A 14,240-nucleotide genomic window follows, 5' to 3' on the forward strand; every position below is an offset into this window, starting at 1 on the left:
GACAGGCGTGCGCTCTCGGTCCGGCACCGTCCGGCGCGGCCTCGCCCGCCCCAGCGCACCACCCGCCCTCGGGGGCGTTCCCCCGACGCGCGACCGCGCGTCACCCACCACCATTCAAGGAGCATCGACATGCGTCCATGGAGTACCCGGGTGCTTGCCACGGCAACACTCGCGGGCGGGATCTGGCTGTTCAGCCAGGCCGCCGCACAAGCAGACGAGCACGCAGCCGAGACGGGCACGCCCCCGCACTCGGTGAGCCAGCCCGTCAAGGTCACCGCCACCTCCGGCGACGGAGGCGGCTCGAAGGCCGGGTCGTCGACCACGTCGGGCGGCACCGGCGCGGCCCACGCGTCGAGCGACGACGACGCCACCGGCACCGGCGGCCACGGCGGCAGCTCGGGCGCCGGCGGCAGCGCCTCCTCGAGCAACCACGCCACCGGCGGCAACGGCGGCGCGTCCGGCGCGACGGGGAGCACCGGCGGCAACAGCGCCTCGAACGGCGGGTCGGGCCACCAGAGCGGACCGTCGTCGTCGACGTCCTCGTCCGGGGGCACGAGCGTCGGCCAGTCGGGCGCGACCTCGGGCGCCAGTGGCAGCAGCGGGAGCACCGGGGCCGGCGGGAGCGCGGGCAACCACTCGACCACCACCGGTGGGAGCAGCGGCAACGCCGGCGACGGCGGCCACGGCTCGGCGTCGACCGACTCGGACTCCACCGCCACCAGCGGCAGCAGCGCCGCGGGTTCGGCCACCTCCTCGGGCGCTGGCGGCAGCACCTCCGCCGGCGCGGGGTCGGCCGGCGGCAAGGCGGGCAGCACGTCGGCCACCTCCGGCGACGGCGGTGGCTCGACGGCCGGGTCGCACACCACCTCGGGCAGCACCGGCGGCGCCACCGCGACGAGCGACGACGACGCGACGGGCACCGGCGGCCACGGCGGCAGCTCGGGTGCCGGCGGCGCGGCGACGTCCTCCAACACCGCCACCGGCGGCAGCGGAGGGAGCAGCGGCAGCACGGGCGGCACCGGCGGCAACACCGCGGGCAACGCCGGGCACGGCGGCGTCCAGCAGTCGGGGGCGACCTCGGGCGCCAGCGGCAGCAGCGGGAGCACCGGGGCCGGCGGCAGCGCCGTCAACCACTCCACCACCACCGGTGGGAGCAGCGGCGAGGCCGGCAACGGCGGCAACGGTTCGGCGACGACGGACTCGGACTCGTCGGCCTCCAGCGGCGACTCGACGGCCGTGTCGCACACCACCTCGGGCCACGGCGGCAGCAGCACCGCCGGGGCCTCCTCCGCCGGATCGGGCCAGGGGGGCGGAGGCACCAGTGCCTCCGCCGGCAACGGCGGAGGATCGCACGCGGGCTCGCACACCACCTCGGGCAGCACCGGTGACGCGACCGCGACCAGCGACGACGACGCGACGGGCACCGGCGGCCACGGCGGCAGCTCGGGCGCCGGCGGCGCGGCCACGTCCTCCAACACCGCCACCGGCGGAAACGGGGGCACCAGCGGAGCCACCGGGAGCACCGGCGGCAACACCGCCGGGAACGGGTGGCACCTGCCCAAGCCCGGCAAGCACGACGACGGCTGGTACGAGCACGGCACCAGCCACCAGACACGCCGGGGCCACGTGAAGTCGATCTCGTTCGGCCACCACGCGCCGGTGTCCAAGCCCCGGCACGCGTCCAGCAACCCCGGGCCGTCGAAGGGGCCCTGGGTCCCGCCGGTCGTCGTCAGCCAGTCCGGCGCGACCTCGGGCAACAGCGGGAGCAGTGGCAGCACCGGGGCCGGCGGCAGCGCGGGCAACCACTCCACCACCACCGGAGGCGCCAGCGGCAACGCCGGCAACGGCGGCCACGGGTCCGCGAGCACCGACTCGGACTCCACCGCCACCAGCGGCAGCAGCGGCGCCGGCTCGAGCACGAGCTCGGGCAACGGCGGCAGCAGCGCCGCCGGTGCGAGCAGCGTCGGCGGCGGCAAGGGCGGCGGCACGTCGGCCACCTCCGGCAACGGCGGACCGTCCACGGCGGGGTCGAGCACCACGTCCGGTGGCACCGGGTCGGCCTCCTCCAGCAGCGACGACGACGCCACGGGCACCGGCGGCAACGGTGGCAGCACCGGCGCCGGCGGCGACGCCACCTCGGGCAACCACGCCACCGGCGGCAACGGGGGCAACAGCGGCGACACCGGCAGCACCGGCGGCAACTCGGTGGGCAACTACTGCTTCACCGTCGTCGGCAACGTCTCCTGCGGCGGCTCGGTGAGCTCGGGCAACAGCGGCAACAGCGGCAGCACCGGAGCCGGCGGCAACGCGGGCAACGTCTCCACCACCACCGGTGGGAGCAGCGGTGACGCCGGCAACGGCGGCAACGGCTCGGCGACCACCGACTCGGACTCGTCGGCCACCAGCGGCAACAGCGCGGCAGGCTCGAGCACGAGCTCGGGCAACGGCGGCGACAGCGCCGCCGGTGCGAGCAGCGTGGGTGGCGGCAAGGGCGGCGGCACGTCGGCCACCTCGGGCAACGGCGGACCGTCCACGGCGGGGTCGGGCACGACGTCCGGCAGCACCGGGTCGGCCTCGTCCAGCAGCGACGACGACGCCACGGGCACCGGCGGCAACGGTGGCAGCACCGGCGCCGGCGGCGACGCCACCTCGGGCAACCACGCCACCGGCGGCAACGGCGGGAACAGCGGCGCGACGGGGAGCACCGGGGGCAACTCGGTGACGAACTACTGCTTCACCGTCGTCGGCAACGTCTCCTGCGGGGGCACGGCGAGCTCGGGCAACAGCGGCAACAGCGGCAGCACCGGAGCCGGCGGCAACGCGGGCAACGTCTCCACCACCACCGGTGGGAGCAGCGGCAGGGGCGGCAACGGCGGCAACGGCTCGGCGACCACCGACTCGGACTCGTCGGCCACCAGCGGCAGCAGTGGCGCCGGCTCCAGCACGGCCTCGGGCAACGGCGGCATGACCGCCGCCGGCGCCTACCTGGTGGCCCCGGGTTGGAGCGGCTGGTCCGGCTCCAGCGCCACCGCCGGCAACGGCGGCGGCTCGACGGCGGGGTCGTCCACCACCTCGGGCAGCACCGGTCACGCCACCGCCACGAGTGACGACGACGCCACCGGCACCGGTGGCAACGGCGGCAGCTCGGGCGCCGGCGGCAACGCCACCTCCACCAACACCGCCGTCGGCGGCAACGGCGGGAACAGCGGCTCCACGGGCAGCACCGGCGGCAACCAGGTCATCAACATCTGCTTCGCCGTCGTCGGCGACGTCAGCTGCGGTGGCACGGCCACGTCGGGCAACAGCGGGAACAGTGGCAGCACCGGTGCCGGCGGCAACGCCGTGAACGCGTCCTACACCCAGGGCGGCGCGAGCGGCGACGCCGGCAACGGCGGCCACGGCACGGCGACGACGAGCTCGGACTCGTCGGCCACCAGCGGCGGCTCCACCGCCGTCTCGAGCACCACCTCGGGCAACGGCGGCCTCGCCGCGGTCCTGGCGGCGCTCATCGCCCTGCTCCTCGGCTGAGCGGAGCGACCCACACCGCCCCGCGGGCGGGCCACGTCGATGGCCCGCCTGCGGGGCCTCGTGCGTCCGCCGGCTCGGCCGGCGGTGGCTCACCCACCACTTCTCGGCCCCACGTGGTGGGTGAGGCACCTCCGCGCGGGGGGCGTCCGTCGCTGGGTGGGTGCGGCACCTGCCGGGTGGAAGGGCGCACCGAGAACGGGCGGCGGTGGCGTCGCTTCGCCGCCCGCGGGCCAGCGGTGGGTACGGCCCCACTTTCGCGCCGATCTTGGGGCCGTACCCACCGCCAGGTGCCCCAGCCGCCGGGGGCGTCTGGTGGGGCACCGCCGGACGTCAGCGGGCGGTGACGCCGTCGATGCGTTCGCGGAGCAGGTCGGCGTGACCGGTGTGGTGGGCGTACTCGCCGATCAGGTGCAGGTAGACCAGACGCAGAGACATGGTCTCGCCCCGCACCACGCGCTCGGCGTCCAGCGGCAGCCCGGCGACGGCCGCATCGGCCAGGTGCCACTCCTCGACGAGCGCCTCGTGCTCCTCGCGGGCGCGGGACGGGTCGAGCTGGTCGAAGTCGACGTCGACGGCGTCGGTGCCGAACCCGTGCAGGGCCGGCACGTCCTCGCCCCCGAACCGGACGCGCAGCCACACCCGCTCCACCTTGCGCAGGTGGCGCACCAGGCCCAGCAGCGACAGCGTCGACGGCGGCACCGCCCGTGCGGCGAGCTGCTCGCCGGTGAGACCGCGGCAGGTGTGCAGCAGCGCGGCGCGGTGCGAGTCGAGCATCGCCTGCAGCATCGGCCGCTCGTCACCCACCAGCGGGCCGTCCGCGGGCTCGACCGCGGGGGCCGTCCAGACGCTCACCTCTCGGTGTCGCGGTCGACGTCGGCACGCACCTCGTCGCGGTACCGCTCGAGCAGGTCGCGCCAGACCGGCCCGGGCGATCCGGTGCCGATCCGGCGGGCGTCCACGGTGGTCACCGGGACGAGCTCGCAGACGGTGCCGGTGACGAAGACCTCGTCGGCGTTGTAGACGTCGAACAGGGTCAGCTGCCGCTCGGCCGTCGGGTAGCCGGCCGCCTCGCTGATGCGCAGCACGCTCTCGCGGGTGATGCCGTGCAGGCACGACGTGGCGTACGGGGTGCTGACGGCCCCGTCGGTGACGCAGAAGACGTTCGCGGTGTCGGCCTCGGCGACGTAGCCGAAGGCGTCGAGCATCAGGGTCGCGTCCACGTCGGGCTCGTCGAGGATCTCCAGGCGCGCGAGGATCGAGTTGAGCTGGTTGGCGTGGTGGATGCTCGCGTCGACGAACTGGGGGTGCGGGCGCCGGATGCTCGCGGTGCGCAGCCGCTGCGGGGTCGGCTCGGCCTCGACGGGCTTGCGCTCGGCGATGACCACCAGCGTGCCGACGGGCGGTGCGTTGCGCGGGTCCATGCCCGACGTCGACCGCGACCCGCGCGTCACCATCAGGCGCAGGTGGGTGTCGTCGACGAAGCCGTTGGCGTCGAGGGTGCGGCGGATCGCGTCGACGAACCCGTCGCGGTCGTAGGGCAGCCGGATGCGCAGCGCGTGCGCGGACTGCTCGAGGCGGCGCAGGTGCGCGTCGAGCTTGAGCACCCGCCCGCCGTAGACGCGCAGGCCCTCCCAGATCGCGTCGCCGGACTGGAAGCCGGCGTCGAACACCGACACCCGCGCCTCGTGCTCGGGCACGACGGCGTCGCCCACGAAGATCTTCAACGGCTCGGTCACGAGGGCTCCTCGGCGAGGGGACGGTGGTCGCCCCCATCCTGCCCACCCACGACGACGCCGCCGCCCCGAGGTGTCGGGACGGCGGCGCCGGGAGGTGCGGGACTCAGCGCTTGACGGCCTCGTCACCCTCGGTGGCGGGGGACTGACCGGTGGTCGGGTCCTTCTCGGCCTTGATGTCGGACACCGCAGCCTCGACGCGCTTGCCGAGGTCCTCGTCGACGTGGCGCCAGTACTCGAACGCGCGCTGCAGCACCGGCTCGCTCACGCCGTTGGAGAGGTGACCGGCGATGTTGCCGACGAGGCGCTCGCGGGCGGCCTCGTCCATGGTCTCGCGGACGAGCGTGCCGGCCTGGACCCAGTCGGAGTCCTCGGCGTGCTGCTTGTACGGCGCACGGACCTGCTCGCCGCCAGCGTACCAGCCGGTGTCCTCGGGTCGACCGGTCGCGTGCGGGCCGCCCTTGGTGTTGGGCGCGTAGACCGGCGTCTCGGGGCTGTTCCACGCGTAGCGCATGGACCCGTCCTTGGAGTACGAGCGGACGGGCGCCTTGGGGGCGTTGACCGGCAGCTGCGTGTAGTTGGCGCCGATGCGGTAGCGGTGCGCGTCGGCGTAGCTGAACACGCGACCGAGGAGCATCTTGTCGGGGCTCAGGCCGATGCCGGGCACGAGCGCGGACGGCTCGAACGCGGACTGCTCGATCTGGGCGAAGAAGTTCTCGGGGTTGCGGTTCAGGGTCAGCGTGCCGACCTTGATGCGCGGGTAGTCCGCCTGCGGCCACACCTTGGTGAGGTCGAACGGGTTGAAGCGGTAGTCCTCGGCGTCGGCGACCGGCATGATCTGCACCTCGAACGACCAGGACGGGAAGTCGCCGTCGGAGATCGCGCCGAACAGGTCCTGACGATGGTGGTCGGGCGAGGAACCCGCCAGCTCGTCGGCCTTGTCCTGGGTGAGGAAGTCGATGCCCTGGTCGGTCTTGAAGTGGTACTTGACCCAGAACTGCTCGCCGGCCTCGTTCACCCACTGGTAGGTGTGCGAGCTGAAGCCGTCCATGTGGCGGTACGACTTGGGGATGCCGCGGTCGCCCATCAGCCACGTGACCTGGTGCGCGCTCTCGGGCGACAGCGACCAGAAGTCCCACTGCATGTCGTGGTCGCGCAGGCCGGAGTCGGGCATGCGCTTCTGCGAGCGGATGAAGTCCTGGAACTTCATCGGGTCCTTGACGAAGAAGACCGGGGTGTTGTTGCCGACCATGTCGTAGTTGCCCTGGTCGGTGTAGAACTTCAGCGAGAAGCCGCGGGGGTCGCGCCACGTGTCGGGGCTGCCCTGCTCGCCGGCGACGGTCGAGAAGCGGGCGAGCGCCTCGGTGGTGCGGCCCGGCTGCAGGAAGTCGGCCTTGGTGTACGCCGAGACGTCCTCGGTGACGACGAGCTCGCCGAACGCGCCCGCGCCCTTGGCGTGCACGACCCGCTCCGGGACGCGCTCGCGGTTGAACTGCGCCATCTTCTCGATCAGGTAGTGGTCGTGCAGCAGGATGCCGCCGTCGGTGCCCTGGGTCAGCGAGTGCTCGTCGCTGTCGACCGGGGCCCCGGTGTTGGTGGTGGTGACGTTGTCGTCGATCTGGGTCAAGGCTGCTCCTTCGTCGGGTGGGTCCAGGAATCGGAGTGGGACGTGCGTGACCCCGCGGAGACTGGAACCGTTCCAGACAACCACGGGTGGTGCGGAGTCGCAAGGCAGGAGAGGCTCACTCGCGGTCGGCCACCTTCTGACGTCCGCGGGGCGGCTCGGCGTCGTCGGGGCGACCGTGCGAGCGACGCAGCTCGCGGCCGCGACGGACGTCGTCGGCCCGCTTGGCCTCGGCCTTGTCGATCGCCTTGGTGTCGCGAGCCGGGAGCTGGATCTCCTCCTCGGCGGGGAAGCCCGCCTGCAGCTGACGACCCCGCTCGATCTCGGCGTCGAGCTCGGCACCGAAGAGCAGCGCGAGGTTGGTGATCCAGAGCCACAGCAGGAAGACGACGACGCCCGCGAGGGCGCCGTACGTCTGGTTGTAGCTGGAGAACATCGCGACGTAGACGCCGAACGCGGCGGACGCGAGCGCCCAGACGACGATCGCGAGGACGGCACCGACGCTCAGCCAGCGGAACTTGGGTTGCTTGACGTTGGGGGTGGCCCAGAAGAGCAGGGCCACCATCGTCACCACGACGAGCAGCAGCACCGGCCACTTGGCGATCTGCCAGGTGAGCACCGCGGCGCTGCCGAGACCGATCTGGTCGCCGACGGCCTGCGCCACCGGCCCGGTGAGGGCGAGCAGCAGGAGCGCGACGGCCGCGAGGACGACCAGCACGACCGTGACCAGCAGCATCGCGGGGCGGAGCTTCCAGATCGGACGGCCCTCGCCGATCTCGTAGACGCGGTTGCTCGCCCGGCTGAACGCGCCGACGTAGCCCGACGCCGACCACAGGGCGCCGGCGAGACCGACCACCAGCGCGATCCCGGCGCCGGACGACTGGCTGAGCTCGAGCAGCGTCGGGCGGATGGTGTCGGCGACCGACCCGGCGCCGACGTCGGAGAGCACGCCGAGCCCGGTGTCGATGGCCTGGCGGCTCTGGCCGACCAGCCCGAGCACCGAGAGGAGCGCGATGGTGGCCGGGAAGATCGCGAGCACCGCGTAGTAGGTGAGGGCGGCGGCCAGGTCGGTGCACTGGTCCTCGGAGAACTCGCGCGCGGTCTTGCGCACCACGTACACCCAGGACGGCTTGGTCATCTCGCGCGGGCCGTCGGGCTTGCGGGGGTCCTCGATGTCGGGCGTCGCGCGCTCCTGGCGCTCGGTCGACTGCCGGTCGTCGTCGCGGCGCGACGCCTCCGGCTCGTCGTGGGCCTTGCGACCGGGGAGGAACTTCACCAGCGTCTTCCGCGCAGGACCAGGGTGGCGACCACCATGACGACGACCGCCGCGACGGCCGCGGCGAGGTCGGGCTCGACCCGTCCGGAGTCGTCGGTGACGGCGGCCTTGGCGGCGTCGACCCCGTGCCGCGCGGCGTGCTTGGGGTTCAGCTTGTCGGCGAGGGCGTCGATGGTCTCGCCCATCTCCTCGCGGGTCTGCTCGATGTCGGCCACGACCTCGTCGGCGGTGATCTCGGGGTTGCCGTCCTTGGGGCTGCTCATGACCGGTCTCCCTTGACCTCGGCGACGTCGCGCTTGACGTTCTCGACCGCACGCTCGGGCGTGACCGAGACCTGGCCGACCTGCTTCTTGCCGACCAGGGCGGCCAGGCCCGCGCCGGCGAACAGCACGACGGTGACGATGAGCGCGGCGAGCCACAGGTCGACGAGCAGCGCCAGCGCGATGATCGCCGTGGCGACGAGCGCGCCGACGCCGTACAGCGCCAGGACGCCGGCGGCGCTGAACAGACCGGCACCGAGCCCGGCGTGCCGGACGGTGTCGCGGATCTCGATCTTGGCCAGCTGCATCTCGTCGCGGACGAGCCGGCTGGTCTGCTCGGACAGCTGACCGAGCAGCTGCCCGACCGATGCGTCGGAGGTCGGTGGGGTGGTCATGGACGGCTCCTGGGGATGGGGGGCACGGCGGGAGGCGACGGCCTCACCGTCCCGTGGGTCGAACGTAGAACGGGCCGCCGACGGCCGCACGACGGGACGAAACGGTCGATCAGGGCGTGGGCGTGCCGCCGGTGACGGCGATCGTCGAACCGCTCGCGTACGACGCGTCGTCGGAGGCGAGGTAGACGTAGGCGGACGCGATCTCGCCGGGCTGGCCGACGCGTCCGAGCGGAGCCTGCTCACCGAACTCCGGCAGCGCCTCGGTGGGCTGGCCGCCGGCCACCTGCAGGGGCGTCCAGAACGGGCCGGGCGCGACGACGTTGACGCGCACGCCCTTGGGCGCGAGCTGCTGGGCGAGCGCCTTGCTGAACGTGTTGATCGCGGCCTTGGTGGTCGCGTAGTCGAGCAGTCCCGGCGACGGCGTGTACGCCTGCTGCGACGAGGTGGTGATGATGCTCGCGCCCGGCTGGAGGTGCGGGACGGCGGCCTTGCACAGCCAGAACAGCGCGTGGACGTTGGTGCGCATCGTCGCGTCGAACTGCTCGCTCGACAGGTCGGCGATGTCCTCGACGAACTGCTGCTTGCCGGCCACCGACACCACGACGTCGATGCCGCCGAGCTCGTCGACGGCCTTCTGCACCAGCGCGGTGTTGCCCTCCTCGACCGACAGGTCCCCGGGCACGGTCACGGCCCGGCGGCCCTCCTTCTCGACGAGCGCGACGACCTCACGGGCGTCCGGCTCCTCCTCGGGCAGGTACGACAGGACGACGTCGGCGCCCTCGCGGGCGTACGCGATCGCCACCGCGCGTCCGATGCCGGAGTCGGCGCCGGTGACGATCGCGCGCTTGCCGGCCAGCCGACCGGTGCCGACGTACGACTCCTCGCCGTGGTCGGCGCGCGGCGTCATCTGCGACGCCAGCCCCGGCTCGGGCTGGCTCTGCTCGGGCTGGTCCTGCTCGGGGGTGCGGGGGTCGTTGCTCACGGGGGTCTGCCCTTCGACGTGGGTGCGCCGCCGCGGACGCGGCGGCGGAGCCCCGGCGCAGGTTCAGACCGAGGAGGGGTGGATCAGATGGTGGCGACGGACCCGGAGTCGACGCGGTAGTTCGAGCCGTTGACGAACGAGGCGCGGTCCGAGCACAGGAAGGCCACCACGTTGGCGACCTCCTCGGGCTCGCCGCGACGCTTGAGCTCCATGTAGGGACGCTCCTCGTCCAGGAACGACTCGATGGCCTCGTCGGTGGAGGTGCCGAGCTCGTCGGCCCGCTTCTCCATCATCGCGTCGGTCATCGGGGTGGAGATGAAGGCGGGCGACACGCAGTTCACGAGCAGGCCCTCCTTGGCGTAGCTGCGCGACAGGCCCTTGCCCAGCGCGAGCACGCCCGCCTTGGCGGCGCAGTAGGGGAGCTCGTCGTCGTACGGCTGCAGGGCGTCCTCGGACGTCATCAGCACGATGCGTCCCCACCCGCCTCGACGCAGCGCCGGCAGGAACGCCTGCAGCAGGCGGACCGGGCCCATCAGGTCGATGTCGACCGTGGTCGCCCAGCCCTCCTCGTCGATCTCGTGGAACAGGCCCTGCGCGCCGGTCACGCCGGAGGACTGCACCAGGATGTCGATGTCGCCGACCGCGTCGGCCACCCGGGTCTGGAGCGCCTGCACCGACTCGGTGCTGGTGACGTCCGCGGCGAAGGCGAAGAGCCTGCCCTCGGGCGCCTCGAGCTTCGCGGCGGACGCGTCGAGCGACTCCTGGTCGACGTCGCTGAGGACGACGGTCGCGCCCTCCTCGAGCAGCAGGCGCGCGGTGTGCCAGCCGATGCCGGAGTCGCCACCGGTGATCAGGGCTGTGCGGTCCGAGATGCCGAGGTCCATGCGGGTGCTCCACTCAGGTAGGTCAGCGCCGTCGCGAGTCGCACGCGCAGGCGCTGGAGGTAGGGGACGACCCCCGAGGGTCGCGGGCGGGCCATCAGACCGCGATCTCCTCGCGGGCCAGGTCCTCACGCTCGCGGGTGGTCAGGCCACCCCAGACACCGAAGGGCTCGCGCACCTGCAGAGCGTGCTCCAGGCACTCTCGCACCACGGGGCAGCGGGCGCAGAACGCCTTGGCGGCGGACTCGCGGGCGGCGCGGCGGGGGCCGCGCTCGAACTCGGGCGAGAAGAAGGTCTCGGGCTCGGCGTCGTTGCACGCGCCCTCGAACTGCCAGTCGTAGGTCTCGTGGATCGGCATGGGGAGGCGGGACAGATTGGCCATGGGGGGCTCCTTCGCAGCTGCTCCGCTCGAGGCCTCGGGGTCGAAGCCGTGCGAAGAACTTGTTCAAAACCTAGTCACAACTGCGTCACGCATCAACCCGAGTGCGTAGGTTCGGTCCGAACGGCGTCCGTCGTCCCGGTGGCCTAGCGTCGTGGGGGTGACCCAGACCCTGAGCAAGACCATGTCGGCCGCGACGGCCGCCTACGCCGCGTTCGCGCTGGCCAAGCCCCGGCACCTCGGTGCCGCGATCACCGACGACGCCCGTGGCCAGGAGCGCTACGACCTCGTCGCCACCACGTTCGGCTTCCGCGACCTCGCCGTCTCGATCGCCGCGCTGCGCGGCACCCCGTCGGTGACGCAGGCCGCGATGCTCGTGCGCATCGGCCTCGACCTCAGCGACGGCGCCATGCTGGCCGCGTCCGCCCCCACGTCGAAGGCCCGCCAGAAGATCCTCGCCGTCACCGGCACGTGGGCCGCCCTGAACACCGCCGCACTGCTGGTCGACCGGCGTCGCGCCGGCCGGCGCTGAGAGGAGCACCCCATGAAGGCTTCAGAGATCACCTGGAACGACGAGGCGCACGCCAAGATCCTCGACGACGCCGACCGCGTGCTGCGCGAGGCCGTCGTCGAGCTCGCCGGCAGCATGCAGGGCGAGCCGTGGGAGCAGGTGTACGAGGAGATCAACGCCCGCATGAAGGGCCGCTTCATCGACTACCAGCCGGGGCCCGACGTGCGCAGGTACGCCGAGGCCGTCGCGGACGGCGACGTCCAGACCGATGCCTGAGGGCGGTCTCGACGCCGCTGCGCTCGGCACGGCCGTCGGCTCGGGCGTCCCGCTGCTGATCGCCGCCCTCGACGGCGGGCTCGCCGACGACGGCGACCTCGCCCGGCTCACCGCGACCCTGCTGGCCGAGCTGCCGTCGCAGGAGGCGCTGATGGGCACCGTGCTCACCGCCGCCACGGTGCTGTCACGGCTGTGCGACGAGGTGGGCCTCGACGTCGACGAGGTGCTCCCCCGCGTCGCGCAGGCCATCTCCTCGGGCCTGGAGGAGTCGGGCGAGGGGTCGTCGGGCCCGGCCTGAGGCCCTAGGCCCCGTCCCGCTCGGCGGCGAGGTCGTCGTTCGTCCGGCCGGTCAGCACCGACCCGGGCTCGGTCGAGACCGGGTCGCGACGACGGTCCGCTCCGTCGTCGTCGACCTTGACCAGCAGCCAGTTGCGCTCCTGACCGCCCATCCGGGTGTGCGTCAGGGCCCAGGCACCGCCTCGCCGTCGCGGCGGGTCTCGTCGCGGTAGGTGCCGATGTCCCAGACGACCACCGTCCCGGCACCGGGGCCGGGACCGAGCACGCCCTCGAAGTCGAGGTAGGACAGCTCGTGGTCGTCCACCCGCACCGCCAGCCGCTTGTCGCGCGGATCGGTCGAGGGCCCCTTGGGCACGGCCCACGACGCGAGCACGTCGCCCACCTGCAGACGCAGGTCGTCGTGCAGCGTGGACGCCTGGTGCTTGTGGACCACGAACACGGGCGCGTCGTCGGCGGGCTCGGCCATGGTGCGACCGTACGTCGGCCTCCGGTGCCCGGCGTGGTGGAATGCGAGGCTGGGACGGTCGGCGCGGTGCCGACCACGGGGAGGGGAGCACCATGGCTGAGTCGGACCACTGGATCGTCACCCGCCTGGCGCTCGAGCTCGGACGCGAGGTCGTCGACGCGCCCGGCGTGCAGGAGGCGCTGCAGCGCATCGTCGACGGCGCACCCGCCGTCGCCGGCTTCGACGCGTGCAGCGTGACGCTCGTCGACCGCACCCGCTACCGCACGGCGGTCAGCTCGGACCCGGCCGTCACCCGCGCCGACGAGCTGCAGTACGAGCTCGACGAGGGCCCGTGCGTCGACGCCGCCCAGGACCAGGAGCACTACACGGTTCGCGACGTCGCCCGCGACTCGCGCTGGCCACGGTGGGGACCGCAGGCCGCGCAGCTCGGGATCGGCAGCGTGGTCGCCGTCCGGGTGCCGGTCGACAAGCAGGTCGTCGGCGCGATCAACCTGTACTGCCGCGACCCGCGTGACTTCGACGTCGACGACCTCGCCACCGGGTACCTGGTGGCCGGCCAGGTGGGCCTCGCGCTCGCGTCCGCGCTGCGGATCGAGCACCTGCGGACCGCCGTGGAGTCCCGCACCGTCATCGGCCAGGCGCAGGGCATCGTCATGCAGCGCTACGGCCTCGACGCCGAGACCGCGTGGCGCTCGATGACGCGGGTCTCGCAGCACCGCAACGTCAAGGTGCGCGAGGTCGCCGACCTGATCGTCCGCGACCGCGAGCTGCCGGGGCTGGCCGAGACCGCGGACTAGCGGACGAAGCCGGCCTCCGGACCGTCGTCGAGGGCGGAGGCGATGCGGCGGAGGAACTCGTCGTCCATCGCCGGGAGGGCCTCGCGGGCGTACCAGCCGACGTCGCTCGACTCGTCGTCGGCGACGTGGGCGGTGCCCGAGACGTAGCGGCACGCGAACGTCAGGTCGAGGTAGGTGGCGCGGTCGCCGTTGTCGTAGACCACCGGTCCGGTGACGGCCGTCGACGCGAGCCGCTCGACGACGACCTCGACGCCCGTCTCCTCGGCCACCTCGCGGCGGGCGGCGACGGCCGGCTCCTCGCCGGGATCGACGATGCCGGTGACGGGGGTCCAGCGTCCGTCGTCGGCGCGGCGCACGAGCAGCAGGCGGCCGTCGTCGTCCGTGACGACCGCGGTGACGCCGGGCAGCCAGAGCGGGTCGTGGCCGATCTTCTCGCGCAGCGCGGCGATGAAGTCCGGGATGGGCACGCGGGCTCCTCGTGGTGGGCGGACGACCATCGTCGCGCACGCCCCGTCCACGGCAGAAGACCGGTGTTGCGCCGGAGCTCGTGGCCCCGGCACGACACCGGTCTCCTGGTGGAGGTGCGGCCGTCTGCGTGAGTCGGACTCGCAGTGCGAGCGTAGGACGAATCGGACGGCCCCGCACGACGAAGGCCAGTGGGTCAGGGGGTCCTGAGGTCCAGGCCGAGCCTGTCGGCGAGCTCGTCGGCGGTGGTGCCGTGGGTGTCGACGGCGGTGACGGTGCCGTCGGTCAGGTGAAAGGTGGCGTGGTCGGTGTAGACGCGGTCGACGCAGCCCAGGCCGGTGACGGGGTAGGTCAGGTCGGGCACGAGCTT

General features: G+C 73.3%; 17 protein-coding genes. 5 read left to right on the forward strand and 12 right to left on the reverse strand.

Features of this window, described 5'->3' with window-relative positions:
- The first annotated feature begins 129 nt into the window (after positions 1–129).
- Positions 130–3,528 (forward strand): beta strand repeat-containing protein, encoded by a 3,399-nt coding sequence (locus ACI6PP_RS06425; protein ID WP_421110077.1) that lies wholly within the window; start codon positions 130–132, stop codon positions 3,526–3,528.
- A gap of 330 nt (positions 3,529–3,858) precedes the next feature.
- Here the strand turns inward: ACI6PP_RS06425 and ACI6PP_RS06430 are convergent, their stop codons facing one another.
- The 9 genes from ACI6PP_RS06430 to ACI6PP_RS06470 all read right to left on the reverse strand — a co-directional run bounded on the left by ACI6PP_RS06430 (position 3,859) and on the right by ACI6PP_RS06470 (position 11,061).
- Positions 3,859–4,380, reverse strand: a complete 522-nt coding sequence (locus ACI6PP_RS06430; RefSeq protein ID WP_421110078.1) for a DinB family protein — start codon at positions 4,378–4,380, stop codon at positions 3,859–3,861.
- The gene (locus ACI6PP_RS06435) at positions 4,377–5,264 is read right to left on the reverse strand and encodes an aminotransferase class IV (protein ID WP_421110080.1); all 888 of its coding nucleotides are present in this window, start codon (positions 5,262–5,264) and stop codon (positions 4,377–4,379) included. The genes ACI6PP_RS06430 and ACI6PP_RS06435 overlap by 4 nt, the downstream gene beginning before the upstream one ends.
- Positions 5,265–5,367: 103 nt before the next feature.
- Positions 5,368–6,888: a catalase gene (locus ACI6PP_RS06440; protein ID WP_421110081.1), complete on the reverse strand. Its 1,521-nt coding sequence runs from the start codon at positions 6,886–6,888 to the stop codon at positions 5,368–5,370.
- A 115-nt stretch (positions 6,889–7,003) separates the two neighbouring features.
- Positions 7,004–8,161, reverse strand: coding sequence for a YihY/virulence factor BrkB family protein (locus ACI6PP_RS06445; protein ID WP_421110083.1), 1,158 nt, complete (start codon positions 8,159–8,161; stop codon positions 7,004–7,006).
- On the reverse strand, positions 8,158–8,424 hold the full coding sequence (locus ACI6PP_RS06450) for a DUF3618 domain-containing protein (protein ID WP_421110084.1): 267 nt from the start codon (positions 8,422–8,424) through the stop codon (positions 8,158–8,160). Before ACI6PP_RS06450 ends, ACI6PP_RS06445 begins: the two co-directional genes overlap by 4 nt.
- A complete protein-coding gene (locus ACI6PP_RS06455; protein WP_421110085.1) occupies positions 8,421–8,816 on the reverse strand; it encodes a phage holin family protein in 396 nt (131 codons plus the stop codon). Before ACI6PP_RS06455 ends, ACI6PP_RS06450 begins: the two co-directional genes overlap by 4 nt.
- Before the next feature lie 109 nt (positions 8,817–8,925).
- Positions 8,926–9,798 carry an SDR family oxidoreductase gene (locus tag ACI6PP_RS06460; protein ID WP_421110086.1) on the reverse strand — a complete coding sequence of 291 codons (873 nt, stop codon included), beginning with the start codon at positions 9,796–9,798 and terminating at the stop codon, positions 8,926–8,928.
- An 83-nt stretch (positions 9,799–9,881) separates the two neighbouring features.
- Complete coding sequence (locus ACI6PP_RS06465) at positions 9,882–10,682, reverse strand: SDR family NAD(P)-dependent oxidoreductase (protein ID WP_421110087.1); 801 nt, start codon at positions 10,680–10,682, stop codon at positions 9,882–9,884.
- Positions 10,683–10,776: 94 nt separating this feature from the next.
- Entirely contained in the window at positions 10,777–11,061 is a 285-nt protein-coding gene (locus ACI6PP_RS06470) for a WhiB family transcriptional regulator (protein ID WP_421110089.1), read from the reverse strand.
- Between the two features lie 157 nt (positions 11,062–11,218).
- Here ACI6PP_RS06470 and ACI6PP_RS06475 point away from each other — a divergent pair, with 157 nt between their 5' ends.
- Genes ACI6PP_RS06475 through ACI6PP_RS06485 form a run of 3 tightly spaced genes read left to right on the forward strand, consistent with a single transcriptional unit; the run spans position 11,219 to position 12,143 of the window.
- On the forward strand, positions 11,219–11,590 hold the full coding sequence (locus ACI6PP_RS06475; RefSeq protein ID WP_421110090.1) for a hypothetical protein: 372 nt from the start codon (positions 11,219–11,221) through the stop codon (positions 11,588–11,590).
- 12 nt (positions 11,591–11,602) lie between these two features.
- Positions 11,603–11,845, forward strand: a complete 243-nt coding sequence (locus tag ACI6PP_RS06480) for a hypothetical protein (protein ID WP_421110091.1) — start codon at positions 11,603–11,605, stop codon at positions 11,843–11,845.
- Entirely contained in the window at positions 11,838–12,143 is a 306-nt protein-coding gene (locus ACI6PP_RS06485) for a hypothetical protein (RefSeq protein WP_421110093.1), read from the forward strand. The genes ACI6PP_RS06480 and ACI6PP_RS06485 overlap by 8 nt, the downstream gene beginning before the upstream one ends.
- Before the next feature lie 4 nt (positions 12,144–12,147).
- Here the strand turns inward: ACI6PP_RS06485 and ACI6PP_RS06490 are convergent, their stop codons facing one another.
- Both ACI6PP_RS06490 and ACI6PP_RS06495 read right to left on the reverse strand, forming a co-directional pair.
- Entirely contained in the window at positions 12,148–12,294 is a 147-nt protein-coding gene (locus ACI6PP_RS06490) for a hypothetical protein (protein WP_421110094.1), read from the reverse strand.
- Between the two features lie 11 nt (positions 12,295–12,305).
- Positions 12,306–12,608, reverse strand: coding sequence for a DNA polymerase ligase N-terminal domain-containing protein (locus ACI6PP_RS06495; protein WP_421110096.1), 303 nt, complete (start codon positions 12,606–12,608; stop codon positions 12,306–12,308).
- Positions 12,609–12,700: 92 nt separating this feature from the next.
- On the opposite strand from ACI6PP_RS06495, the gene ACI6PP_RS06500 reads away from it, so the two are divergent.
- Positions 12,701–13,405: a GAF and ANTAR domain-containing protein gene (locus tag ACI6PP_RS06500; RefSeq protein ID WP_421110098.1), complete on the forward strand. Its 705-nt coding sequence runs from the start codon at positions 12,701–12,703 to the stop codon at positions 13,403–13,405.
- Here the strand turns inward: ACI6PP_RS06500 and ACI6PP_RS06505 are convergent.
- Complete coding sequence (locus ACI6PP_RS06505; RefSeq protein ID WP_421110100.1) at positions 13,402–13,872, reverse strand: NUDIX hydrolase; 471 nt, start codon at positions 13,870–13,872, stop codon at positions 13,402–13,404. The two genes, ACI6PP_RS06500 and ACI6PP_RS06505, sit on opposite strands and share 4 nt — an antisense overlap.
- Positions 13,873–14,240: the final 368 nt, after the last annotated feature.

Source organism: Solicola agrisoli (genome assembly GCF_049059935.1).
In the GTDB taxonomy this organism is placed as follows: Bacteria; Actinomycetota; Actinomycetes; order Propionibacteriales; family Nocardioidaceae; genus JAURVT01.